Origin of the sequence: Methanohalophilus sp. WG1-DM (assembly GCF_004104135.1) — an archaeon.
In the GTDB taxonomy this organism is placed as follows: Archaea; Halobacteriota; Methanosarcinia; order Methanosarcinales; family Methanosarcinaceae; genus Methanohalophilus; species Methanohalophilus euhalobius.
In genome coordinates, this window is the sequence record NZ_RRBA01000007.1 from 1 (window position 1) to 24,281 (window position 24,281).

A 24,281-nucleotide genomic window follows, 5' to 3' on the forward strand; every position below is an offset into this window, starting at 1 on the left:
AACATTGAACACAAAACACGGGATTACAGGTATATCCTGGAATCTCAGGGGTGCTTGTCAGCCACCCGGACGAATGCTTAATTGACATTCAAGCCCCTTCCGTCAGGGAGGGGTAGTTGACGTGGGTATACAAATATTACCTCTTTATACATACTGCTTCCAAGGTCGAAAATAAAGAGTGCTGACAGGCTTCCTGCAAGATGGTCTGTGGAGACGGCAAGTAGTGAACATGCAAAAAGGTATAGATATCCTTTGTTTTTGGAAAAAAAGGATATTTTGTTTTCTATTCTGGTAAAAGTAAGGAAAAATACAATAGATAATACATGTAACCAGGGATAATAAAAAACCTCTCTTCCCACTCCTGTTGCGAACCAGATGGCGATTAATAGGCATGGGAGAATGATTGCTCTCTTTTTCTTCCCTGTTATTGCCAATCCAGCTACAAGGGAGGCACTTGCAATAAATAGCGGGCTTATGAGATAAAATGGGTTATTGAGCAACATATCAACATGCACTATACGGTGGACTGAAATAGCTGCAAGGGATACAATGGCTCCATATACCGGGCCAAGAAGCAGTCCGTTCAGTGTGCCGAAAATCAGTGTGGAACTAATTTTCACATTCTCCATTCCTAAAACTCCCTGTATGTCAGGAAACCAGATGGCAAAATATGTTGCAACAAAAGCGACTAACAGATGCAATTTTCTTATTTTTTTGTCTCCCGATATCATGGAATAGGTTTTCCGCAGCACATATCACTATCAGTTGCACAAAAAATAAATAATTATGTATATACGGTTCGAGTTCATTTCATCAGAAATCATATATACGTTCATTCCAATCTAGCAGCTGATCGAGCATGATGTTAATTGGAGAAGCACTTATTGGCGAGGAACCCGAACTCGCACATATTGATCTTATGATCGGTGATAAGGAAGGACCTGTTGGGCAGGCCTTTGCTACCGGTATGACTCAGTTATCCGCAGGACATACTCCCCTGCTTTCTGTGATCAGGCCGAACCTACCCACAAAACCTTCGACCCTCATCGTTCCCAAGGTAACGGTAAAGAATATGGACCAGGCATCCCAGATATTTGGTCCTGCACAGGCAGCTGTTTCAAAAGCGGTTGCAGATGCCGTGGAAGAAGGAATTGTACCCAAAGAAAAAGCTGACGATCTTGTGATCGTGGCCAGCGTATTCATACACCCTCAGGCTTTGGATTACAACCGCATCTACAGGTATAATTACGGTGCGACCAAACTTGCACTGAAAAGAGCAATGGAGAATTTCCCTGCCATAGACACTGTACTGGATGAAAAAGACAAAGGTTCCCATGCAGTTATGGGATTCAAAGTTTCCAGACTATGGGACCCTCCATACCTGCAGGTAGCACTGGATAATCCGAATCTGGAAGCAGTGCTCAACGTTGTAAGACAACTGCCAAAGAGTGACCACCTCATCCTTGAAGCAGGCACTCCTCTGATAAAACGTTACGGTGTGGATGTAATCACCAAACTGCGTGAAGTCAAACCTGATGCTTTCATCGTGGCTGACCTGAAGACACTGGATACCGGTAACCTTGAGGCACGTATGGTGGCAGATGCCACAGCTGATGCAATTGTGGTTTCCGCCCTTGCACCGGTGCCAACTCTTGAAAAGGCAATCTCAGAGGCCCACAAGACAGGTATTTATGCTGTAATGGACACACTCAATCATCCTGATCCTATGGATGTACTGGAAAAACTCGATGAGCTTCCTGATGTTGTGGAACTTCACCGCGCCATAGATGTAGAGGATACCGCTTATGCCTGGGGTAGTATTGAGGCTATCAAGGAACTGTCCCCGAAGATCCTTGTGGCAGTTGCCGGTGGTGTACGTGTGCATACGATACCTGATGCTCTCAAGGCAGGAGCCGATATCCTTGTTGTCGGACGTGCAATTACAAATTCCAGGGAAATACGCCAGTCTGCAGAACAGTTCGTCGAAGGCCTGAACAAACCCGAGATAGACCAGTTCAGAGTAATGACTGATTTCTGAGGAGATTCCCATGGACTCGCCCCTTATAGTTGTGAACTTCAAAACCTATTCACAGAGTACAGGTGAGGCAGCAGTAAAAATTGCTGCTGCCTGCAGGGATGTAGCCGCAGATGCGGGAGTGACCATTGGGGTTGCTCCCCAGCTTTGTGACATCTACAGGGTTTCTTCTCAGGTGGATATACCTGTCTATGCCCAGCATGTGGATGGTGTTTCCCCGGGTAGCAATACCGGCCATGTAATGGCCTCCTGTGTACAACAGGCAGGGGCGGTGGGTTGTCTTATCAATCATTCCGAACGCAGGCTCAAACTGGCGGATATTGAAGCATCGGTACGTGCAGCCCGGGCAGAAGGCATTACCACGATTGTGTGCACCAATAACATTCCCACAACAGCAGCAGCCGCAGCTTTGAATCCGGAATATGTTGCAGTGGAACCTCCCGAGCTCATTGGCACGGGTGTACCGGTCTCCCAGGCTGATCCGGAGGTAGTGAGGGGGTCGGTTGAGGCTGTAAAAAGAATAAATCCTGATGTTCAGATTTTGTGTGGGGCGGGTATTTCCCGGGGAGAAGACCTCACCGCCGCAATGGATCTTGGTTCTGTAGGCGTTTTGCTTGCATCAGGTATAGTAAAGGCAGAAGATCCCAGATCAGCCCTTGAAGATCTTGTCAGCCAGCTTTAAAAACCCAGTTGCCACCATGCAATAAACATAAGCAAGGTGGCGATTCCTAATTTTAATCCCATTGAAAGTTCTATGTTGAAATGCCTGATAATCATATTTGATATCCCGATAGGTGGCGGGGATATGAGCAGGGCTGCAATAAAGAGGGCAATGCCTGGAATATAGTTATTATCAACAATTATCAGGTATAATCCCAGGAGTCCCAGATATATGCCAAGTCCTGATATCAGGATCAGTCCCATTTTGTAAAACCTGAGATATTCGGTAATATCTTTGCCGAAAGCAGCTTTCACTCCGCTTTTTTGTGTTTGTTTTTTCAACCTATCACCCTGCTATATCTTCGATTGGATATGTGGCTGCTGGCATAAATAATTGCTTTAATTGCGCAGGCTACATCCCATACCTTCCAATAATTCTTCCATATCCCTTTGTATTTCGCAGGCATCCAGATCGCCGCGTATGTTCAAACGGAAGGTTGCACTAGGACCCATTTTGTGGAGATACGTATCGATTGTTTCGACTTTTACCCCATCTATGTGACAATCCAGGATTTGTTGTATCGTAAAAGGTCTGGCAGAACGGGGAATGAAAACAGAGATGTCGCGCAGAGTTGGTTTGAGTTTATTCTCTTTCCAGTGATTCAATTCATCTGCTGACAGGGTCCTTATGTTACCTATTTTGAGTTGCAGTTCCCTTTTCCCTTCTTTAAGGGTTACATTATGCGAAGTAACCTTTTTAATAATTCCAACATGTATATTTCTGGAATATATGTGCAAAAGTCCCCTCTCTTGACCTGTGGAGTGTACGAGTTCCTCGAATTCGGCTACCTTGCTGTTTATGAGTTTGTCCGAGCGACGTAAAGCAGAGGCCGTGTCGCCAAAATGTAGGGCTGCGGCTTTCATTTCTTCACAGAATTGTCCTGTGTCATGGGAACGTACCATTGAAGAAAAATGTCTGCATTGATCTATAAACACGTCATGTACGTGGATAACTTCAGGATTCTCCATCTGGATGAGGGCATAAAGTTCGGGGTTTTGCCCCAGAATACGTCCCACAAAATCCAGCATTATATCATATACCGGACTCATAAAACGCCGGGAACCTTTCACATCAAAATCCAGCGTCTGCATGGTTGCGCCAATGGTAATATAGGCAAAATGGGTGAGTCCCTGCACAATGGATACAAAATGGTCATGTTCATCGGGAGTTATGATTTCTATATTCGCCTCTTCTTCACTTAAGAGGTTGAATATATGGTCAAACCATTGATCACATCTGCCTTCTACGGGGGTGAGTATAAAGGTCTGGCCCTGCAGGGAGGGAATAGAAGGACCAAACATTGGATGGGTCCCCAGAAATTCTACATTTTCAGGAACATATTTTTTCATGGCCTCAACAGGTTTTTTCTTCAATGATGTCAGGTCCATGAGCAAACTCCCCTTTTTCATTTTAGGGGCAGTCTGTGCTATAATGGTAGGTGTTATGTTGATTGGTACTGAAATTATCACAATGTCACATATCGGGATCACAATCTCAGGCTCAGCTGTAAAATGCACACCCAGTCTTTCGGCAACTTCCACTTTTCCACTGCGGCCACTTATCCATACTTCATAACCACGTTTTTTGAAAAAGGTTGCAAACCACTGACCCATTTCCCCCGTACCACCGATAATGAGTATTTTCAATCCAGGCCCTCCAGTACGGCCTTGCGCATGACTTCCACCGGTGGTTTTTGGCCGGTCCATATCCTAAAAGCTTCGGCACCCTGGTGGACAAGCATTGCAACCCCGTTGATAGGTTTGGCGCCTGCAAGTTCTGCTTGATGCAGCAGTTTTGTTTGCAGGGGATTATAAACTATGTCAAAAACAGCCAGATCCGGATGCAGGCTATCCCGATTGGCAATGGTTGCATCAATATGTGGATGCATTCCCACGGACGTGGCATTGATCAGTATGTCACTGTCTTGCAACAGTCCTTTTAGGTCCTCTATTCCTGCATGACTACAACCGACATCCTCTGCAAGAGCTTCTGCCTTTTCAGGGGTACGGTTTGCAATTGTTACACAAGCTCCCTTTTCTGCGAAATGAAAGGCAATTGCACGGGCGGCACCCCCGGCACCGACAAGAACGACGTTAGAGGATTTTATTCCCACTCCTGCTTCCCGCAGAGCCAATTCAGCTCCCAGCCCATCTGTGTTGTGGCCACGTATCCCATCATTGAAGGATACAGTATTGACAGCCCCTATCCTGCGGGCCAGTGTATCAGGGTTTGTAAATTCTAATGCTTTTTCTTTATGGGGCACAGTGATATTGAGGCCGCCAAAACCCATTGCCTGTGCTCCCTGAATGGCGTCTTTGAGATTTTTTTTCATTACCCTGAATGCATGGTATTCACAATCCATTTTCAGTTTCCTGAACGCTGCATTGTGCATTGCCGGGGAGAGGGAATGTTCGATAGGGTCTCCCAGTACACCGAATACCTTTTTCATACAATAGTCTCCAGGGCCTTTTTAAGCTGGTCTATTCTGATCTGTCCCGGAGCGACCGGTTTTTCCACGCAGCCGTAGGTCAGTAATGAACCGTATCTGCAGGCAATAACCCTGCTGTGACGTCCCAAATCCCCCATAGCAATAACACAAACTTCTCCCCTTGCCTGCAATGCAGCATGGAAAAGTTCCAGTATATCTTCGGGTTTTTGAGGCATGACGGCGAGTTTGGCTATATCGGCTCCCTTATCCGTGCATTCGTTGAGAATAGCAACCATCTCTTTTAGAGGAGGTGTGGTCTCAAAGAAATGGGAGGACATAATTACCTTTGTTCCCTGTGATTTTGCCTCCTCTACCATACGGTTTCGAAGGCAATCGGTACTTTTGCGCTCGATATCGATCATATCCACATAAGGAATCAAATCTTCCAGCAGGGTCATTCTTTGCTCTTCTTGTCCCTGCCAGTTGCCGCCTTCGGAATGTGCACGATTGGTTGCAATACGAGGTAATTCACCCTGTGAATCCAGCAAGTCGAACAATTTCTTTGCCTGCACAGCCTCTTTTTGTTCAAGCAAATCCAGCCTGATTTCCAGAATATCCGCACCAAGCACTTTGGCGATGCGTGCCTGTAAAAGAGGGTCGCTGTCAATGGATGCGACAATTTTTACATCTTTGTCGGGGACAAAATCTGTCATGTTCATTTCTCTATGATTGTTTCCTGGACTTTCATCCCGAAATGCCTGCCAGTATCTTCCATATGCACCAGGACCTCGTCCCCTTCCTTCAGAGAGGCTATGGATACCGGTTTTCCATTGCTTGAAACCAGTTTTATTGTTTCTGCATTCTGGAGGATATTTTTCACTGTATTGCCGTCTTTGGATTGGGCTTCCACAAGCATCAGGGGGCGGCGTTCGATCTTAACCCTGCCCACAATTCCCTTACGCTGCTGGCCTTCTGAATTGACAATCGTTACTTCGTCTCCTGCTTCCAGCTCGGACAGGTATCTTGTTTTATCCCCGATCTTAACATAAGCATGAACTGCTCCGGCATTTACCCTGAATGGCCTGGATGCTACATAGGGACTTTCTTCGGATTCAGAATGTACAAGGAACATTCCGGAGGATTGGGAGCCCACAAGCATACCTTCCCCTCTTTCCATCAGGTTACAGGTATCCACGCAAACCCTGTCACCCATTCCGACAGGCTCTATTTTGGTGATGGTGGCAGGTACAAGATCAATTCCCTCTACACCTGCTTCTTCTGCAAGTTTTACGGTTTCCTTCAGGGTATCGGGATTTGCGGTATCCAGCAGGACGCCATCGGACCCATGCTCCATGGTCTCCAGGGCAAGTTTAACCTCATCGGCGTCTCTGACACCGGATATTATACTCACTTCTTTTTCCTGGAGTTGTGCTATGAGGTTTTCCAGAGGGATGACTTTCCAGTCTGTACCGATAGCGATCAGGTAATCACATTCAGTTCCTATTGCAGCGGCAAATTTCTCATATTTCTTGTCCTGGATTACCACCAGGGCAGCGATACTCTTTTTCTGGCGTCTCAATGTTGCCAGCTGTTCAAAATCCCGGGAGTTGCTCATGTCCACAGGTAATGGAAGTGTCCCGTCGCCTTCTCCACCGCGACCGATAACTATTATGTCTGCGGCAGTATCCGCATTATCGGTAAATGCAGCAATTTTGATGTCTCCGAGTTCTTTTGTTTTATCTACATCCTCTGCCTCTACCAGAACACAGTCGGCACCTGATTCCAGGCCGCCTGTTATACGCTCCTTCTTCTCTTCCCAGTCGCCTTCGTCGGCACGTATCCATACCTGCTTTTTCATTTTGTATCCTCACTGAAGTTGCTTGAGGGCTTCATCCACGGTTTTATTCTTGTGTGCGATCTCTGTGATCGCCCGGGTCATCCGGGTGGGGCTTGGGTGCTGGAACACATTTCTGCCAATAGCAACACCGCGAGCACCTGCATCCATTGCTTCACGAATCATTTCCAGGAATTCCCTGTCAGTGTTGGTCTTTGGTCCCCCTGCAATTACTACGGGCACAGGGCAGCCTTCTACGACCCTGGAGAAACTTTCAATATCTCCGGTGTAGACGGTTTTAATCACGTCAGCTCCAAGTTCAGCTCCTACGCGAGCAGCGTGGGCTACCATCTGTGGATCCCTCGGGTTTGTGACTTTTCTGCCCCGGGGGTACATCATCGCAATCAGGGGTATGCCCCAATAGTCACACTGTCTACCTATGTGACCCAGTATCTTAAGTTGTTCGGATTCGGTTTCCGATCCCACGTTGATGTGTACGGATACGGCATCTGCTCCCATGCGGGATGCTTCCTCTACAGTACAGACCAGCACTTTGTCATTGGGATCGGGTCCCAGTGAAGTTGATGCACTCATATGGAGTATCAGTCCTACATCATGGCCATATCCTCTATGACCGTGCAGGATCATGCCTTTTTGCATAAGTACTGCATTGGCTCCTCCTTCAGCAACGCTATTTATGGAATCTGCTATGTTGATCAATCCCTTTATTGGTCCATCTGTAATTCCGTGGTCCATAGGTATGATAACCATATTTCTGCTGTCTCTGTCCATGATTCTTTCAATTCGAATTTGTTTTCCTATTTCTGGCATATTACCTCTCCGCAAGTATCGTGTTAGCATGTGACATGGTATCATCCAACTCTATTTATAATTTTCCCTTTTTCTTTTCTATAAGGGTTTGCGTATACAAAAAAAGTTAACATTTTGCCGGAATAAGCTTATATATGCAGTTCTCCTTCTGGCAGATATGGAAGAGTTGAGAATCCTTGTGATCAATAATCACGGACAATTCTGTCACCTTATTCACAGGACCGTAAGGGATCTTGATATGGATACAAGTATTGTTCCCAACACAACTCCGGTTGAGGAGGTCATTGCTGAAAAACCGGATGGATTGATCTTTAGTGGCGGTCCTTCTCTGGAAAGAGGAGGTCTATGTGAAGAATACGCAAAAGAACTGGATATTCCTATTCTTGGTATATGCCTGGGTCACCAGCTTATCGCACATGCCTACGGCGGGTCCACAGGAGCCGGCAGCCATGGAGGATATGCTGCCGTGGATGTAGAGGTTGTGGAGGAGGATGATATTCTAAAAAGGCTCGGTCCCCGTATTTCTACCTGGGCTTCACATGGGGATGAGGTTACAGAACTACCGCCGGGTTTTGTGAAACTTGCCCGCTCTGAGATATGCGCAATCGAAGCTATGAAACATCCAGACAAACCGCTATACGGTGTCCAGTGGCACCCTGAGGTTGCACATACGGACAAAGGCGAGGAATTATTCAGGAATTTCTTCGAGGTCTGTGCAAATTATAATAAGTAAAGGTCCCGCCAGGTCTTTACTTATTTTCATAAGTCTTCTGTAGCAGCAGGGCATCCTCTTCCAGATTTGGACTCTCACATATAACAAGCCCCTGCACCCTGAAGTCCTTCAATGCTTGCATGAGTTCTGAATAATTCAGGTCTGATTCCTCGAGCACAAGATGGTTTTTTTCTCCTTTGTCGGTATACTCGATTCCTGAAATATGCATGTGCATATTTTTCAGGCCTTCTTTGCCCAGGTATTCCTCGACCTTTTCCAGCACTGCACTGAATTCTGCATAACTGTTTTCCTCACCCTTTGAGCGGGCGTGCAAATGGGCAAAATCGATGCACGGCATGACGCCTTCAATACTTGCTGAAAGCGCAAGGGTTTCTTCCAGGTTGCCAAACTGGCTGGGTTTACCCGTGGTTTCCGGACGCAGGATAGCATTGATTCCCTCATCTTCCAGTTTGCCTGCAAGTTCTTCCAGCAGGCTCTCCACTTTTGAAAAAACGGTGTTCCCATTTTGTTCATGGTAATAGGCTGAATGGAATACTATTGACCTGGCTCCACAGATATTGCCTATATAGGCAGAATCATAGATGCGTTTGATACTGGCCTGGACCTTTTCTTCTTCCTTTGAATTCAGGTTTATGTAGTAGGGTGCATGTACACTCAGGGAAATTCCTGCTTTGCGGGCTGTATCTGCGATTTTTTCCGCAGTGGGCTCTTTCATCCGTACTCCCCGCACAAATTCCAGTTCCATGCACCCTAGTCCGAGCTCTTTTACCCGTCGGATACCTCCTTGACTTCCCCTGCCTTTTGCACTAAGGGGTGTGCCGGCGGTTCCAATAAGAAGGGCCAATTCAGATCATCCCCAACTTGTCCTTGAGTTCTTCCAGTTTTTCGGGTGAAAATCCTTCAAGAACGCTGAAAAAAGAATCCATGTCCTCATCTTCCAGTCCCCTGACATCCTCTTTTCCTTCAATTGCAAGGTCTGCCAGGTATTCCACATCTGTGCGGTCCAGTTTTTCCAGACGATTGCGGAAATCTTCTCCTGATTCGGCAAAACGATGGGAAATCGGCCTGAGAATAAATGGATAGGGATGTCCCATCTGTGAAATATTGTTTCCGCCGGCTTCGGGGGCAAGTTTGTTAAAAATGTTCATGTCTCTGTCTGTAAATTCTCGTCCCATGCAGGAAAATAAGAGATTTTTCCTTTAAAACTTTCCTCTCAGATGGCCATGTATATCGATCTCGCCATTTGAGATCCGGGTTGATGATATGGGTTTTTCATCTTCTGCCATAACGTAGTCGATTTTGACAATTTCAAGTTGCTCTTTTCCATCCTCCCTGCGGAGTTTGTTTATTTTTTCAGCAACAGCGTATGTTTCCGGGGAAACCACAATATATCTGTAGTCACCATTGACGGTGGTGCCAAAAGGGTCTTCCAGTTTTTGGATCTGGTAATTTTTATCAGGAATATCAAGGCTGGCAATATAATCTTCAAGCTGGTTGCGACGGGTGGCATAGGAGGGAATGTTCCTGTCCTTCTGTCCTGCCATCGAGTCGGATGTGAGGCCAATGTCAAGTAAATCTCCCGCCGCGATTTCAAAAGCCCTGCGAAGAAGTTTACGATGGCCATCATGGAGGTATTCGAAGGTGCCTCCCACAGCAGTTTTTGGCATAGTTTGTGTGAGGGTTTCCCGGTTGATAAATATTTGTAAATATTAGTTGCATACGCAACAAATATATAATCCCTTTTCCCTCATAGCAGCCAATGAATCAAGATGATCATCTACATAGTCTGGGTGCAATGGTTGCTTGTCTCCATCAGCACAACCTGCGTTATCTATCAAGGGAACTGGAAAAATACGGAATTGGTGGAGGACAGTTTAGGTTTTTGCTTGCTCTGTATCATCTTGAAGGTATTCGTCCTGACGATTTGTCCCGGCTGCTGATGGTCAACAGGGCCACTACCACAAGGGCTTTGCAAAGATTGGAGGATGCAGGTTATGTCCTCCGAACCCCTGATCCTCTGGATAGGCGTGCACTGAAAGTGAACCTCACCGAAAAAGGGCATCGTATGCATCAATTTATACAACAACTTTCAAAGCAGAGAAGTGAGAGCATGCTTGCAGGCTTTTCCCCTGAGGAAAAGGCACAACTCAGGAAATTAATGGAAAAAGCTATTTCCAATTGCAGAGAGGAATGCAAATGAAGGCACAAAGTATTGCTCTTGGTTCGGAAAATATTGGCAAACTCCTTTTCAGGCTCTCTGCACCGGCCGCAGTTGGTATGGTTGTTATGGGGCTGTACAATATAGTGGATACGATTTTCGTCGGTCGTGCTCTTGGTTCTGAAAGTGTCCAGGGTATTGGTGGTATTGCTGTCAGTTTCCCTGTTATGATGATAGCAATGGCTATTTCCCTGGCGATCGGTCTGGGTGGCTCTTCCATAATTTCCCGTCGGCTGGGTAGCGATGATCTGGAAGGTGCGGAACATACCTTTGGTAATATTGTCGGTCTGTCTCTTTCGCTGGGGTTTCTGGTCCTTATCTTCGGTTCAATTTTTATTGTTCCCATTCTCAAAGCCTTCGGAGCAACACCGACGATATTGCCTTTTGCCAGGGATTATTTACAAATTATACTTTATGGTACTCCTTTAATCACGTTTGCCCAGGCTATCAATAATGTGGTGAGGTCTGAAGGCAATGCTAAAGTCGCTATGTATACAATGCTTATAGGAGCCGGCTTTAACATATTACTTGATCCCATCCTGATATTTGGTCTTGACATGGGTATCAAGGGGGCTGCGGCTGCAACTGTCATCTCCCAGTCTGTCACAACAATATTTCTGATACATTATTTCCTGTCGGGTAAAAGTAGCCTGCAATTCCATGCGGGTTTTATGAGACTGGATAAGGGCATAATCCGCGAAATGGTTGCAATCGGAGCATCCCCTTTTGCACGTAATTCTTCCACTAGTGCTATAGTGCTTGTTGTGAATAATATCCTGGCATTGTATGGTGGGGATGTCTCTATTGCAATTTATGGTATCTTTAACCGCATGCTTATGTTTTCCCTTATGCCGATGATAGGGCTGCTGCAGGGCATGCAACCGATAGTTGGATTTAATTATGGGGCACATAACTTCAAGAGGGTAAGAGAAACGTTGCGCATCTCTATAATGAGTTCATCTGTGATTGCAGTAGCAGCTTTTTTACTGCTGTTCTTTCTCGGAGCTAACCTTTTTTCGATATTCACAACAGATGCAACTCTTATAGAGGAAGGCACTGGTGCTACGAAGATCATGGTCCTTGCTGTCCCCCTGCTTGGTATCCAGTTTGTGAGTGGTGGTATGTATCAGGCACTGGGTAAGGCACGGCCATCTTTCATTCTTTCAACAGCCAGGCAGGTGTTCTTACTTCCCCTTGTACTCGTTTTGCCCTGGTTTTTTGATACTACCGGTGTGTGGATGGCATTCCCGATTTCGGATCTTCTGGCAGTTCTGCTTGCAGTGTATATGTTCATGAAAGAATACAGGTTACTTGAAAGGAGATCATCGGGTTTCTGAATACTTTCAATTCGCTTTGACTACATATAAATACGTTCAGCAAGATAGCATCATGAGTACAGTGTACAAGAGGGAAAACCAGTGCACCTAAAGGAGTATCAGATATGAGTGAAATTTTGCTTGAAGAACTTGATCATGTAGGGCCGGCAACAGCCCAGAAATTGAATGATGCGGGGTATAACAGTGTGGAAGCAGTTGCAGTCGCTTCCCCCTCAGAACTTGTGGCAACTGCCGAGATTGGTGAATCCACAGCTGCCAAGATCATAAGTGCTGCCCGCAGTGCAGCCGATATAGGTGGTTTTGAAACAGGGGATTTCGTGATGCAGAGGCGTATGGAAGTGGGCAAACTCCGCACGGGTTGTGAAGAATTCGATGAATTGATGGGTGGTGGGATAGAGACCCAATCAATCACCGAGATGTATGGGGAATTTGGTTCGGGTAAGACCCAGATAGCCCATCAGCTGGCGGTTAATACGCAGTTGCCAAGGGATATGGGCGGACTTGACGGTTCAGTCATAATTATAGACACAGAGAATACTTTCCGTCCTGAACGTATTGAGCAGATGGTTGCGGGTCTTTCACAAAAATTAGAACAGGATTTTGATCCTGCCGAGTTCTTGAAGAATATACATGTTGCAAGGGCTTACAATTCCAATCATCAGATCCTTCTGGTCGATGCAGCAATGGAAATGGCCAATAATCTCAAAAATACGGATAAACCGGTCAGGTTGGTTATTGTGGATTCCTTAACAGCTCACTTCAGGGCCGAGTATGTGGGCAGGGGTACACTGGCTGACAGGCAGCAAAAACTGAACAAACATCTGCATGATCTGCAACGTTTCGGGGACCTGAATAATGCATCAGTGATAGTTACCAATCAGGTAATGTCAAAACCGGATGCATTCTTTGGGGATCCTACACGTCCGATTGGCGGCCACATTCTGGGCCATACTGCCACATTCAGGCTCTATATACGCAAATCCAAAGGTGATAAAAGGATCGTGAAACTCGTGGATTCGCCTTGCCTGCCTGATGGAGAAGCGGTTGCATGTATTACCACCGATGGCCTTTGTGATGCCTGAGAATAGTTATTTTATCAAACGTGCCTATTGTCCATAATGAAATTTAAAGCACTTGCAATAGATATTGACGGTACGATCACCTATAGTGATCGCCGTCTTCATTTTTTGGCAGCAGAACATCTGAGGGATCTGGGTATTCCAGTAGTTCTTGCCACGGGAAATGTACTCTGCTATGCTGCAGCAACTTCCAAGCTTATAGGACTTGGAGGTAAAGTTATTTCTGAAAACGGTGGGGTAATTTCCACAGGATTCGATACTAAACCTCACATTTCCGAGAGCATGGAGGAATGTGAAAAAGCGTTTTCCTATCTTTCCAGTCGTTTTGATCTGATTCGACTTGATGGTGACCTGAGAAAAACAGAAATTGCCCTGAGGCGCAATGTCAATGCAGGTGATTTACAAGCAAGTCTTGAAGGGGCAGGTTTTTCTATAGAAGTTATTGATACCCAGTTTGCCCTGCATATAAAAAGCAAAAAGGTCAATAAGGGTACGGGACTGGCAAAAATGGCATCCCTTATGGGACTGGATGTTTCTGATTTTATTGCAATAGGTGACTCTGTAAATGACCGGGAAATGCTTGAGCTAGCAGGTTACGGAATAGCGGTAGCCAATGCAGACTCCGGCCTTAAATTGATTGCAGACACTGTGACCTCCACATCCTTCGGGGGAGGTACAGTGGAGGCTCTTGAGATATTACGTCGAAAAAGTTTCTTTTAACTTATTGAGCGAGAAGTCTCCCTCCTCAAATTAATGTGACAAAGTCACATTAATTAGGAAGGGGTAGTTCACTCCAGACTGGTGGCTATCTGTTTATCCACAACAATATAATCCTTGATTGAGCGGACTGCTTTGAAGGGTATCTTCAAAAACTGGCCGTCGGTAACATATTTAGATGTGTCAAGCCCGATGTCAGGTTTGACCATCAGGTCTTCAAGTTTGCCAGTTTTGACTTCCATTACTATATTGTCGAGTATACCAATTTCTGCTCCGTCTGTTGTCATGACCTGCTTGTTGGATAGGTTTTTTGCAAATACCTTTGGCATTTTCATAACCTCCTTTTCAAATATATCCCGTAAATGACCCTGCGTCTGTCTTGCGGATTGATCCGCCCTTTAATTTTTCTTGAACCCGGTTGTAGAAGTCTATCATGTCTTCATTGACCGTTGGCTTTACTTTTTCCATAGCTGAAAGGAAATGTCTTTTGCTTACCTTTTCATTATCGAAATTTTCTCTCAGGGATAACATTGCTGCTTCCCTGCATATGGACTCTATATCTGATCCAACATAGCCTTCAGTCATTGTGGCAAGTTCCTTTATGTCAACATCGCTATCCAGGGGTATGCCCTTTGTATGTATCTGGAATATTTTTTCCCTGCCATCTGCGAGTGTGGCTCCTACCATTACAAGCCTGTCAAATCTTCCTGATCGCAGTAATGCTGGATCAATAAGGTCCGGTCTGTTGGTGGCTGCAATGACAACTACTTCATTCAGCGGTTCAAGTCCATCAATCTCTGTAAGCATCTGATTGACAACCTGTTCGGAAACCCTGCTGCCCACATCACTGCCACCCTGTCTTGTCGAAGATATAGCATCGATCTCGTCAAAGAAGATTATACAGGGTGCAACCTGTCGTGCTTTTTTGAACGTGTCCCGAATTGCTTTTTCAGATTCTCCTACGTATTTGGACAATATCTGGGGTCCTTTGACACTGATGAAATTGGCATTAGCTTCGTTTGCTACAGCTTTGGCAAGCAGGGTTTTACCTGTTCCCGGCGGGCCATACAATAGTATTCCTGTAGGAGGCTTAATCCCCATCTGGCTGATTTTATCGGGCCACTTAAGCGGCCACTCGACTGCTTCGCTGATATCCTGTCTGGCCAGGTCCAGCCCGCCAACATCATCCCATCCCACAGACGGTATTTCGACCATAACTTCCCTCAATGCCGAGGGCTCAATCTCCTTCAGGGCTTCCTCGAAGTCATCGGGCGTGACTTCCAGTTTATCGAGTATTTCCTGTGGAATTTCCTCTTCATCGAGATTGATGTCGGGAAGCAATCTCCTCAGTGCCCTCATGGAGGCTTCCTGTACAAGAGCTAATAGATCGGCTCCCACAAAACCCTGGGTATATTCTGCCAGGTGTTCAAAATATTCTTCATCGATATTTTCGTTAAGTGGCATTCCACGAGTGTGGATTTGAAGTATTTCGAGCCTGTCTTCACTATCCGGAACACCTATTTCGATTTCCCTGTCAAATCTGCCAGGGCGGCGCAGGGCCGGGTCAATAGAATCAAGCCTGTTTGTGGCTGCAATTACAACTACCTGTTTACGTTCATCCATTCCGTCCATCAGGGTGAGAAGCTGGGCTACAACCCTTCTTTCTACTTCTCCGGTAACGTCTTCCCTTTTAGGGGCAATGGAATCTACTTCGTCAACAAATATTATTGAAGGGGCATTCTCCGCAGCCTCATCAAATATTTTTCGCAGTCTTTCCTCACTTTCCCCGTAATATTTTCCCATTATTTCCGGGCCGGCAATGTTGATGAAATAGGCATTAGATTCGCTGGCAACTGCCCTTGCTATCAGGGTTTTCCCTGTGCCGGGTGGTCCATAGAGAATAACACCTTTTGGTGGGTCTATATTAAGACGCAGGAAGAGCTCGTGATGTTTCAACGGAAGTTCTATCATTTCACGTACCCGTTGAATTTCAGTTCTAAGCCCGCCGATATCCTCGTAGTTGATACCTCTGGCAGCTCCCTCATAACCCACTACAGGTTTCTGCTGGAGCTGGATCTCAGTATTTTCACTGATGATAAGTATGCCATCGGATGGCTCGGTTTCAACAGCTATTAGGGGAATGGCCTGACTACCCGGGGTAGTTTGCCCCATGGAACTGATTATAGGAATAATGTCACCTTTTACAAGGGGACGTTTCAGGATATTATGTTTGATAACGGCACTTGTATTGTCACCAAACTCCATGACGATTCCCTCCGGAGGTGCAAGGAGTACTTTCTCCGCAGGTATTGGCTCTGCCTTACTGAGTGTTATCCTTTCACCAATCCCCACTTCTGCATTCTGTCGTGTATAACCATCTATACGGGCAATTCCCTGTCCCCAATCCTGCCTGTCAGCACGCCATACTTTTGCTGTAGTTTGGCGCTTTCCTTCGATGAGGACAATGTCTCCGGGGGAAAGCTGCAGGCTCAGGAGGGTACTCGGATCAAGTCGTATTATTCCCCTGCCAAAATCGATAGGATGCGCTTTTTCCACTTTTATTTGTAACTCTTCCATTTAGTTCATCCCGAAAATATGTTGTACTGATATATCTATCTTATTAAATTCCCAAATGATATATATTTATGGTACTGCCCCTGTTTTTCCTTCTTGCAAAGGTTTGATATAGGGGAAGTGTGTTTATTAATTTGTGCCTTCTAGAAAGGCCAATTTAAATAAGGATGTGTATTAGTTTGTTCGAACGTGTTGAATCAAGTGCTCCGGTAGAAGCTGGAGAAACCTACGATGTTGTGATTGAAGATATTGCCAAGAAAGGCGATGGAATTGCCCGTGTTGACGGTTTTGTCATTTTTGTACCCGAAACAGAAGTGGGAGATGAACTTTCAATAAAAGTAACCAAAGTCCTTTCGAAATTCGCTTTTGGAGAAGTAGTCTGAAATTTCTATTTCTCAAACCGACAGGTAAATCCCTGTCATCTATTTTTTACCCTGTCTTAATCAAAGTAATGTTTCAGTGTTTTGCCTTTTTTAGCAAACCAATAGAGTTGCATATTTTATTCCATAAAAAAGTACAGGCATGAGCCTGCTTGTAGTTCACTTTTCTTCCCAAATAGCTATGATTTTGTCGATGGCTATATGGGTGTATTTGTTGTCTTTACGTATTGTAAGCACACCGTCTGCACATGCCTCAACGGTTCCTTTAAAGGTATCCGGTTCGCCACAATAGATATCAAGTTCGGTTCCAAGGTAATGTTCCACTATGAAAGATTGCATGAATTGACCTCCTCTTTGACAATTTATCTATGTTTTGAAAGTTAATATTTTTTGCGGGTTAAAGGCTAGTTCTTCCCTATATTATTGGTTATCTTTTGAAATATGGACTTTATGGCCAGATACCTAAAATATATATGCAAGTCTCTGCATATTGAAACCCGGTAGGTCGGATATGTATTCTTTCACCCAGCTTTTGCTCTCTGAGATTATATCCAGCTTCAGCGGGCAATGGTTATCCCAATATATAATGACAATCGTAATGATTCCATTATTATTTCTTATGGTTACTGTTGGGTATGTTTTTTTTGTGCCTGTCGAGAACAGGCGTCCTGAATTCAGCAGTATGAAAGGATTTTTCCATTTTGTGGTGGATGTTGCTATTTATGCCATCCCCATGCTAATTGTTTTTGCACTTGTGCATATGCAAACAACTGCTGCCACATTACTTGGAATCCCGGCAAACCAGAATTATGCTCGCTATATCATGATCCTGGAAGGTAATACAGTAAGCCTGCTCCAGGAAATAGCGACTCCTCTGTTAACTTATGTAAGCGGTTTTTTTTATCTTTTAATGTTTCCTTTCTTAATGGTATTCACATTCCTGCTTTTGGTTTACCTGCAAAGGCACAAAGCCATCCAGGAATTTGTGGTGGCGTTCATCCTGATTTATATGCTGGCATTTCCGTTCTACGTACTGTTCCCTGTTCATGTGACCGGTTATACTCTTTCAGGTGTCAGTCCGCTTCTTTATAATTTGAGCCCTCTCATAGCCGAAGGTGTGCGTATTGTGGATCCTGAACTCAATAATTGTTTCCCGAGCCTCCACGCGGCTCTTTCGGTAATGGCTATGATAATGGTACTGCATAATGTAAAATCCCGCAGATATCAGGCCTTTGCCGTTATTACCACAGCAACAATTCTTTTTACAATTCTCTATCTGGGGATCCACTGGCTGAGCGACCTTGTAGGAGGTACCTTGCTTGCGATTGTGTGTTGTCTAATTGCTTTTCGCTACAGTGAGAATTTATTTGCAATCTATCGCTGGGTTGTGGCCATGGTCGCCTGGAAATTAAAAGGGCCGGCACTTCCATGTGTGGGGTGTAACAGGCGTATATATTTTGATTCCTTTATGCAATGTGGTCATTGCGGCATTGAATATGACATCAAAGGGCGCATGTTTTCATTATTAAAACGATTCAGAAAACGCTTTTCAGAATAATGGAATTATTTTAGAAGTTCATCGACTTCAACTGTATCCTTGAGTATCTTGAAGCTCATAAACCCGCCGACAAGCAGATTCAGGTAGAATGTCAATGCTCTCCATGCCACCACAAGGATTCCCAGCATATAAGTGGGCACGAAAACTGAAAAAAGCGTGGTTGCCCCAATTTCCGCCACTCCGCTGGAACCTGGTGTTGCGGGTATGATAATCACGATCATCAGCAAAACCTGGGCTGCATAAACAATGATTGCCGAAGGGTACTGGTTTAGGCCCATAAGGAGTACGGGCAACATGGAAAATTCAGTGAACCAGAATACAAATGTAAATAATATCCCTGCCAGCAGCCCCAATCTTCCTTCTTTCAAAAAGAAAAAGATACTGTAATGGAATTCTTCTAATTCAGTATCCACTTTCTCAGATATTTTACAGAAGATGTGTTTTTTATCGTCTCCAAAGAGCCTGCTGCATTTATTTACTACCCACTGGAGAAATCTGCGTGTGTAATGGGGTTTCCAGATTGCATACAGAAGTATTGCAAGTATGAAAAATAGGAATAATTGACCAAACGTAAGTAAACTGTCAAGTTTGCCGTCTCCAAGTACTTCTCCAAAGAGGGATAGCGCAAAGGGTGCGGCTGTCAATATTATTATGGCATCCAGCACCCTTTCGCCAAGTACGACTGCAGTGGCACTTCCTACAGGCATCCGGTCACTCTGAAGCAGATGTATCCTCAATGGCTCTCCTCCTACAGAGGAAGGGGTCATTGCTGCAAGAAAAGAGCTTGATATGACAATTTCACATGCCTTCTTGATCTCAAGGTTGTATCCCAGGGCTCCAGCCATTATTTTAGTTCGCATACCCCATATAGCAAATGCCAGTAAATGAAGGCCAGCAGCTGCAACAAGGTAAAGGGGGCGGATATTGTGAAGACTCTCCGTAGTTTTAGGGTCGATTGTGTAAACGAATACCCCTATTATTGTTATAATACTGATTATTGAAGAAATAGCAAGCCATTTTGCGAACTTATTCATCCTGTGCACCTGGTATTTTTTGCTGGATGCTATGCTGGTAACGATTTTTATAAATCAGCATGCAGAGGCTATTCTCTAGATGTAGATCAGACATTTATAATCTTTGGTATGCTATATCTTCGAGTATTTTTCTTAAATTTTCAGGTCCATTTATTTCTCTGGCAAGTTTTTTCATTTGTTCGGTTTTATCCCTGTACTTGCCGTTTACGGCTTCTCTGACAGATTCGAGTATTTCAGAAGCTGAAGCCTTATAATCCATCTGCTTTCCACACCCTTTAGCTTCAAGTCCCTCTGCATTATTTTGCTGTTCACTATGCCCCCTGTCAGGGAATGACAATATTGGCACACCATAGGAAAGAGCCTCCATCATTGTTGTATGGCCGCCTGGGGCAATTGCCAGGTCGCAGCTTTTAAGATAGGGGAACTGGTCGGGAATAAATGGTAGAAGTTCTGCATTATCAGGAAGGGGGGGTAGCTCTTCTTTATCAAGACCCGGGCCTGAGAGTAGTGTATAGTTGATAGTGCTGTCCATACTTGCAGCTTCGATTATTCTGCGGAAAATAGGTGCCCTGTAACCAAAACCACCTATAAGGGAAAGGACATGAGGTCTGGGCAGCTCCTGTGCTATAACATCTTCATAATTTCTGGCGGGCAGAGGGCCCGTGTATTCCACTTTTGAAGTAGATTCATCTTCAAAGTTGAGGTTTAGAGCACAGATAGTATTGGGTTGTGGATAATCGGGTATGATTGTCCTATCCACGCGTTTGAAAATTCCGTTGTAGAATTCTTTTGCAATTTTCCCCAGGCCCTGGAACAAATAATTCTCCTGAAAGAATATTTCCATATTGGATTGATTAACCATCAATGCAACAGGTATCTTTCTCCTCAGGGCTGCTATAGTTCCAAGGTAATAACTGTCTGAAAGAATTACATCCGGTTTTTCTTCATCAACAAGCCTTTGAACATTGAACAGGCCGGGTACCTGTCCCAACTTGATACTTTCCTTTATGGATTTTCCCAGGTTAAGAGAACCTTTCTCTCCCACAAGTCGAATTTCGGGAGGGATCTCTTTTACATTCATTCCATGCTCGGCCAGAAACTGTGCGGAATAGCCATAAGCACCACAGGTCACTTCATGTCCTGCTCTGGATAATTCCCTGCCGGCCGCAAGGCACCTACCTGTATGGCCAAGCCCCTCTCCGCAAACAAATATGAGTATCTTGAGTGACATATTTATGGATTATTCTTTTTTACTGATATATGCTCAATTAATGTTATTCTTCACAATTTTTCCGCAGGTGGTGTTGTATTGAGTTTGACATACTTGACACCTTTCAGGGAAATGAGATTTTCGTCAAGTTTCTTTATTTTCTCCCCGTCCCCGTCAAAGATTATGATTTCCATACAGTTCTCAGGGTCAAGATGTATATGGATTGAAGTTTTAATAAGGTCTGTGTAGCCATGTTGTGCGTCTGCAATGGCATTGGATAACCCTCTTTTTGTATGATCATAGATAAGGGTTATAGTACCAACTCTTCTGCCACTGATATCGCCCATCCATTCATGATAATTTATATAACTTCGAATAGCATCCCTTATTCCTTCAGACCGGGATGAGTAACCACGCTGCTCTATAATGGAATCAAACTTTTCCAGCAGGTTATTGGGCAGGGAAACTCCGATTCGCATAAGTTCTTGTTCCATGTTATCACCTTTATTTCAATTGTTCTGCGTATTAATAATATTTTGTGTTACTTTAAGTTGCTATATATTATACTATGTGTAAACGGTGTGATAGATTTATATTGGATTTTGTGTATCTACTATGGAAGGAGATTGCATGATGTCTGATATCCAGATCAAGGAAGAGCTATACTCAGGAAAGGCCAAGACCATCTATACAACGAATGATCCGGAAGTACTTGTATCCCATTTCAGGGACAGTCTTACCGCTTTTGATGGCAAGAAGAAAAGTGAAGCTGAGAAAAAGGGATATTATAATGCCCAGATATCTCGCAAGTTGTTCGAGATGCTTGAGGATGAGGGTATAAATACCCATTATCTTGGGATGTTTGACGATGAACGGATGCTTGTCGAAAAAGTGGAAATTATTCCTATTGAGGTGATTCCACGCAACATAGCTGCAGGTTCTATCACCCGGAAATATCCTTTCAATGAAGGGGACGAATTCAAAGAAGCCGTGCTTGTAATGGATTATAAGAGCGATGAATATGGGGATCCCATGCTGAACGAGGACATAGCCCTTGCCCTTGGGATAGCCACAAGTGAGGATATTGCAAAAATCCGTGAACTTGCTCTGAATATCAATTCCATTCTCAAAACGTACATGGAAAACCAGGGCCTTTTACTCGTTGATTTCAAACTTGAGTTTGGTTGGGCAAACGGTGAAATTGTGCTTGCCGATGAAATATCCTGTGATACCTGTCGCTTTTGGGATGCGGGTACTCGTGAATCCCTGGATAAGGATGTATTCAGGTTTAACAAGGGTGATGTTTCCGGAACCTATGAAAAATTGGCGCGCCGCCTTGTCCCTGAAATATTTGAAAATTGAACTGTAAATATTATTGATGGCAGGCTGTTGGATGAATTTTTCAGTCCTGTCTGGTATGTAAGCGGTTGTCTTCATCAATTCAGTCAAATGTCAGGCACAGCTGCATCCCATTTTTCTTTTCTAATTCACTTTTATTGCTGCATGCCGGCTGTGGATGCTTATGGCAAAAACCTTGAGAGCGTTGTTTGCTCCTTTACATAAGGCAGAAGCTCTGATTTTTCTCTCCATTGGTAGAAAGGCGTATTGATGCGTGTCTTCATATCCATCAGTGCTTCTTCCAGGGTTTCAAAGAAAGCCGGCTCTGTTGAAAGAGCATTGCGTGCTGCTTCTCTGACAACCCATACTCCCAGGGGCGCCCAGTAATCAGGAGTAATCTCCCTGATTGCAAATACTGCAGCCTGCTTTCTTATGCTCTCAAGTTTTTCCAGAACCGGCAGACGGGCTGCATAATACCCTCCTGCCAGGGTTGAGTATCCTTTCTTCCCGCAAGTTCCTTCCATGTCCTGTCCAATCCAGGCTTTGTCTGCAGACCACACCGTACGTGCCATCCACAACTCCAGCAGTTCAAAAGAATAACTCCTGGGTATCAACAGTATTTCAAAATGGTTTCCAAGGCTACCTCCGCTGTATAGTTGTATGTCCTTTATTTCGGGGTAATCCAGTAAACCCTTTGCCAGCTCTTTGCCCACCATATCATCTGTGGCGGTAATTGCCCAGCGTGTGGGGACAAGTTTTCTTTCCTGCCCGAGCAAACCGATGGAAAGAAGCCGGGTTATATGTTCACAGCCAATATCATGGTCATAAAGCTCCAGGGCAGCATCTGTGGCTTTTACATCGGTATCATAGGTCAGGTAGTCAACTTTATCAGGGACCTTCGGGTTTTCTGCGATATCAAAACGTTCCATTTTCCCGGCCGGTCCCATCGGTGTGAGTACACCATCGAATTTTTGGGCAGGCTTTAAAGGTTTGCTGAGCAACACTTCTGTGTCCACGGGTTTGCGGGAAAGTGCCATTTCCTGGGCTTTTTCTATCAGGCGGCTTTTTTCAAATTGTTTTACTTTGACAGTGGTGTTAGCCCGTACCAGCTGGCACCTTTTTTGTATGATATCATCTATTCCCATGCCAAGTAGTGCATGTGGGTCCTCCAGCTGTGCAGCGTCCTCACTTTCCATTAAAGGAGGTATCATGGGTCCGGCACTTACTTCGGGATAGCCATACCTACCAACAAATACAGCAGGAGGAGATGCTCCAAAAATAGTTTTTTCCCCTTGCTTTTGAGGGGAATGTTTAGTGGTGGCCCTGAACTTTTCAAGTATGGGACACCGCGCTATTCCACAAAGTCCTTTCCCTTTACATTCAATACACCGGTTTTTCAATCATCTTCACCGCACAGGATACAATATCCTACTTCTGGTGCATTCTTGTAAAGCCAGCCGGACTTCTGGACATGTTTGCATACTTCACACATACGTTTTACTTTTTGCTTGGGGGTTAGGCCATCCGTTGCAAGACAGAAGGCAAATTTACGGATTTCCTCATTTGTATTTTCAGAAAATCCTACTTCTGCACCTCTTTTCTCACTGACGTACTGAGATACGGCGGCTCTTGACAGGCCCAATAGGTTGGCCACCTGTTGCTGTGTGCACTTATGTTCATTCATAAGCTCACGTGCAAGTACGGCTCTGATGGCTGGCAATACCCTTTGCACCATTATTTCACAGGTAGGTTTCATTTAATGGTATCCTCTATGTTAGTTTTATTCAGATGACACTAATCCCTCTCTTTACTGCAGGAAAAGGTGCTATATGTAATTGAAAAAGCCGGCTCAAAAAAGATTTTGTGTTTCTTCCTTTTGCCGGGACAGATGTTTTTCGGATTTCTGTCATTTAATTAGTCATTGAAAAAAGTTTTAATTCTTGATCTGATCGGGAGAAAACCCTTTCTGGACCAGAACGTCTTTCATCCTTCCAAGATGATTGCCCTGCAACTCTACGGCATTGCCACGTACTGTACCACCGCAGGCGAATTTTGATTTGAGGTATGTTGAAAGTTCATGGAGATCAATTTCATTGGCATCAAAACCTTCTACCACTGTAACTTCTTTTCCATACCTTCGCCTGTTTACCTTTACGGTTATTCTCTGTTGCTCTTTGGCCACTTCTTCGCAGATACACAATTCTTTTGGCAATCCGCAAACAGAGCACATTTCTGAACTCATCTTCTGGTTTTT

General features: G+C 44.7%; 29 protein-coding genes. 10 read left to right on the forward strand and 19 right to left on the reverse strand.

Going from position 1 to position 24,281, the window contains the following annotated elements:
* Positions 1-77: 77 nt before the first annotated feature.
* Entirely contained in the window at positions 78-629 is a 552-nt protein-coding gene (locus CI957_RS06040; RefSeq protein ID WP_128754462.1) for a hypothetical protein, read from the reverse strand.
* A 230-nt stretch (positions 630-859) separates the two neighbouring features.
* Here CI957_RS06040 and CI957_RS06045 point away from each other — a divergent pair, with 230 nt between their 5' ends.
* Together CI957_RS06045 and tpiA are read left to right on the forward strand one after the other, a co-directional pair.
* On the forward strand, positions 860-2,038 hold the full coding sequence (locus CI957_RS06045; protein WP_128754463.1) for a bifunctional 5,6,7,8-tetrahydromethanopterin hydro-lyase/3-hexulose-6-phosphate synthase: 1,179 nt from the start codon (positions 860-862) through the stop codon (positions 2,036-2,038).
* 10 nt (positions 2,039-2,048) lie between these two features.
* Entirely contained in the window at positions 2,049-2,717 is a 669-nt protein-coding gene (tpiA, locus tag CI957_RS06050) for a triose-phosphate isomerase (protein WP_096712331.1), read from the forward strand.
* Here the strand turns inward: tpiA and CI957_RS06055 are convergent.
* Genes CI957_RS06055 through CI957_RS06080 form a run of 6 tightly spaced genes read right to left on the reverse strand, consistent with a single transcriptional unit; the run spans position 2,714 to position 7,849 of the window.
* Complete coding sequence (locus tag CI957_RS06055) at positions 2,714-3,037, reverse strand: hypothetical protein (protein ID WP_096712330.1); 324 nt, start codon at positions 3,035-3,037, stop codon at positions 2,714-2,716. The two genes, tpiA and CI957_RS06055, sit on opposite strands and share 4 nt — an antisense overlap.
* A 57-nt stretch (positions 3,038-3,094) precedes the next feature.
* Positions 3,095-4,402, reverse strand: a complete 1,308-nt coding sequence (locus CI957_RS06060) for a prephenate dehydrogenase (RefSeq protein WP_128754464.1) — start codon at positions 4,400-4,402, stop codon at positions 3,095-3,097.
* The gene (locus tag CI957_RS06065; protein ID WP_128754465.1) at positions 4,399-5,205 is read right to left on the reverse strand and encodes a shikimate dehydrogenase; all 807 of its coding nucleotides are present in this window, start codon (positions 5,203-5,205) and stop codon (positions 4,399-4,401) included. Before CI957_RS06065 ends, CI957_RS06060 begins: the two co-directional genes overlap by 4 nt.
* Positions 5,202-5,897, reverse strand: a complete 696-nt coding sequence (gene aroD, locus CI957_RS06070; RefSeq protein WP_164909046.1) for a type I 3-dehydroquinate dehydratase — start codon at positions 5,895-5,897, stop codon at positions 5,202-5,204. Before aroD ends, CI957_RS06065 begins: the two co-directional genes overlap by 4 nt.
* A gap of 2 nt (positions 5,898-5,899) precedes the next feature.
* A complete protein-coding gene (locus CI957_RS06075) occupies positions 5,900-7,042 on the reverse strand; it encodes a 3-dehydroquinate synthase II (RefSeq protein WP_128754467.1) in 1,143 nt (380 codons plus the stop codon).
* A 9-nt stretch (positions 7,043-7,051) separates the two neighbouring features.
* Positions 7,052-7,849: a 2-amino-3,7-dideoxy-D-threo-hept-6-ulosonate synthase gene (locus CI957_RS06080; protein ID WP_128754468.1), complete on the reverse strand. Its 798-nt coding sequence runs from the start codon at positions 7,847-7,849 to the stop codon at positions 7,052-7,054.
* Between the two features lie 157 nt (positions 7,850-8,006).
* On the opposite strand from CI957_RS06080, the gene CI957_RS06085 reads away from it, so the two are divergent.
* The gene (locus CI957_RS06085; protein ID WP_096712324.1) at positions 8,007-8,582 is read left to right on the forward strand and encodes a GMP synthase subunit A; all 576 of its coding nucleotides are present in this window, start codon (positions 8,007-8,009) and stop codon (positions 8,580-8,582) included.
* A gap of 16 nt (positions 8,583-8,598) precedes the next feature.
* On the opposite strand, the gene CI957_RS06090 is transcribed toward CI957_RS06085, so the two are convergent.
* Genes CI957_RS06090 through CI957_RS06100 form a run of 3 tightly spaced genes read right to left on the reverse strand, consistent with a single transcriptional unit; the run spans position 8,599 to position 10,249 of the window.
* The gene (locus CI957_RS06090; protein ID WP_128754469.1) at positions 8,599-9,426 is read right to left on the reverse strand and encodes a TIM barrel protein; all 828 of its coding nucleotides are present in this window, start codon (positions 9,424-9,426) and stop codon (positions 8,599-8,601) included.
* Position 9,427: 1 nt separating this feature from the next.
* Positions 9,428-9,757, reverse strand: coding sequence for a hypothetical protein (locus CI957_RS06095; RefSeq protein ID WP_105460415.1), 330 nt, complete (start codon positions 9,755-9,757; stop codon positions 9,428-9,430).
* Between the two features lie 24 nt (positions 9,758-9,781).
* Entirely contained in the window at positions 9,782-10,249 is a 468-nt protein-coding gene (locus tag CI957_RS06100) for a phosphopantetheine adenylyltransferase (RefSeq protein ID WP_128754470.1), read from the reverse strand.
* Positions 10,250-10,341: 92 nt separating this feature from the next.
* On the opposite strand from CI957_RS06100, the gene CI957_RS06105 reads away from it, so the two are divergent.
* The 4 genes from CI957_RS06105 to CI957_RS06120 all read left to right on the forward strand — a co-directional run bounded on the left by CI957_RS06105 (position 10,342) and on the right by CI957_RS06120 (position 13,936).
* Positions 10,342-10,782, forward strand: coding sequence for a MarR family winged helix-turn-helix transcriptional regulator (locus tag CI957_RS06105; RefSeq protein WP_096712320.1), 441 nt, complete (start codon positions 10,342-10,344; stop codon positions 10,780-10,782).
* Positions 10,779-12,137, forward strand: a complete 1,359-nt coding sequence (locus CI957_RS06110) for an MATE family efflux transporter (RefSeq protein ID WP_096712319.1) — start codon at positions 10,779-10,781, stop codon at positions 12,135-12,137. The genes CI957_RS06105 and CI957_RS06110 overlap by 4 nt, the downstream gene beginning before the upstream one ends.
* Before the next feature lie 104 nt (positions 12,138-12,241).
* Positions 12,242-13,219 (forward strand): DNA repair and recombination protein RadA, encoded by a 978-nt coding sequence (gene radA, locus CI957_RS06115; RefSeq protein ID WP_096712318.1) that lies wholly within the window; start codon positions 12,242-12,244, stop codon positions 13,217-13,219.
* 36 nt (positions 13,220-13,255) lie between these two features.
* Complete coding sequence (locus tag CI957_RS06120) at positions 13,256-13,936, forward strand: phosphoglycolate phosphatase (protein WP_096712317.1); 681 nt, start codon at positions 13,256-13,258, stop codon at positions 13,934-13,936.
* A 68-nt stretch (positions 13,937-14,004) separates the two neighbouring features.
* Here CI957_RS06120 and CI957_RS06125 read toward each other — a convergent pair whose 3' ends face one another.
* On the reverse strand, positions 14,005-14,262 hold the full coding sequence (locus CI957_RS06125; RefSeq protein ID WP_096712316.1) for a PRC-barrel domain-containing protein: 258 nt from the start codon (positions 14,260-14,262) through the stop codon (positions 14,005-14,007).
* Between the two features lie 16 nt (positions 14,263-14,278).
* Positions 14,279-16,510, reverse strand: a complete 2,232-nt coding sequence (locus CI957_RS06130) for a CDC48 family AAA ATPase (protein ID WP_128754471.1) — start codon at positions 16,508-16,510, stop codon at positions 14,279-14,281.
* Between the two features lie 176 nt (positions 16,511-16,686).
* Here CI957_RS06130 and CI957_RS06135 point away from each other — a divergent pair, with 176 nt between their 5' ends.
* A complete protein-coding gene (locus CI957_RS06135; protein WP_233564679.1) occupies positions 16,687-16,890 on the forward strand; it encodes a TRAM domain-containing protein in 204 nt (67 codons plus the stop codon).
* 156 nt (positions 16,891-17,046) lie between these two features.
* Here the strand turns inward: CI957_RS06135 and CI957_RS06140 are convergent, their stop codons facing one another.
* Positions 17,047-17,226, reverse strand: a complete 180-nt coding sequence (locus tag CI957_RS06140; RefSeq protein WP_096712313.1) for an MM0924 family protein — start codon at positions 17,224-17,226, stop codon at positions 17,047-17,049.
* Positions 17,227-17,506: 280 nt separating this feature from the next.
* Here CI957_RS06140 and CI957_RS06145 point away from each other — a divergent pair, with 280 nt between their 5' ends.
* Positions 17,507-18,445: a phosphatase PAP2 family protein gene (locus CI957_RS06145; RefSeq protein ID WP_164909047.1), complete on the forward strand. Its 939-nt coding sequence runs from the start codon at positions 17,507-17,509 to the stop codon at positions 18,443-18,445.
* Positions 18,446-18,450: 5 nt separating this feature from the next.
* On the opposite strand, the gene CI957_RS06150 is transcribed toward CI957_RS06145, so the two are convergent.
* From CI957_RS06150 to nikR, 3 genes are all read right to left on the reverse strand, one after another.
* Positions 18,451-19,479 carry a flippase-like domain-containing protein gene (locus CI957_RS06150; RefSeq protein WP_128754473.1) on the reverse strand — a complete coding sequence of 343 codons (1,029 nt, stop codon included), beginning with the start codon at positions 19,477-19,479 and terminating at the stop codon, positions 18,451-18,453.
* 94 nt (positions 19,480-19,573) lie between these two features.
* The gene (locus CI957_RS06155; RefSeq protein WP_128754474.1) at positions 19,574-20,710 is read right to left on the reverse strand and encodes a UDP-N-acetylglucosamine--N-acetylmuramyl-(pentapeptide) pyrophosphoryl-undecaprenol N-acetylglucosamine transferase; all 1,137 of its coding nucleotides are present in this window, start codon (positions 20,708-20,710) and stop codon (positions 19,574-19,576) included.
* 50 nt (positions 20,711-20,760) lie between these two features.
* The gene (nikR, locus tag CI957_RS06160; protein ID WP_072358752.1) at positions 20,761-21,183 is read right to left on the reverse strand and encodes a nickel-responsive transcriptional regulator NikR; all 423 of its coding nucleotides are present in this window, start codon (positions 21,181-21,183) and stop codon (positions 20,761-20,763) included.
* 136 nt (positions 21,184-21,319) lie between these two features.
* Here nikR and purC point away from each other — a divergent pair, with 136 nt between their 5' ends.
* Positions 21,320-22,051, forward strand: coding sequence for a phosphoribosylaminoimidazolesuccinocarboxamide synthase (purC, locus tag CI957_RS06165; protein WP_128754506.1), 732 nt, complete (start codon positions 21,320-21,322; stop codon positions 22,049-22,051).
* Between the two features lie 158 nt (positions 22,052-22,209).
* On the opposite strand, the gene CI957_RS06170 is transcribed toward purC, so the two are convergent.
* The 3 genes from CI957_RS06170 to yciH all read right to left on the reverse strand — a co-directional run bounded on the left by CI957_RS06170 (position 22,210) and on the right by yciH (position 24,269).
* Entirely contained in the window at positions 22,210-23,427 is a 1,218-nt protein-coding gene (locus CI957_RS06170; RefSeq protein WP_128754475.1) for an Nre family DNA repair protein, read from the reverse strand.
* Positions 23,424-23,783 carry a transcriptional regulator gene (locus CI957_RS06175; RefSeq protein ID WP_072358759.1) on the reverse strand — a complete coding sequence of 120 codons (360 nt, stop codon included), beginning with the start codon at positions 23,781-23,783 and terminating at the stop codon, positions 23,424-23,426. The genes CI957_RS06170 and CI957_RS06175 overlap by 4 nt, the downstream gene beginning before the upstream one ends.
* 177 nt (positions 23,784-23,960) lie before the next feature.
* Positions 23,961-24,269 (reverse strand): stress response translation initiation inhibitor YciH, encoded by a 309-nt coding sequence (gene yciH, locus CI957_RS06180; RefSeq protein WP_013036737.1) that lies wholly within the window; start codon positions 24,267-24,269, stop codon positions 23,961-23,963.
* Between the last annotated feature and the right edge of the window lie 12 nt (positions 24,270-24,281).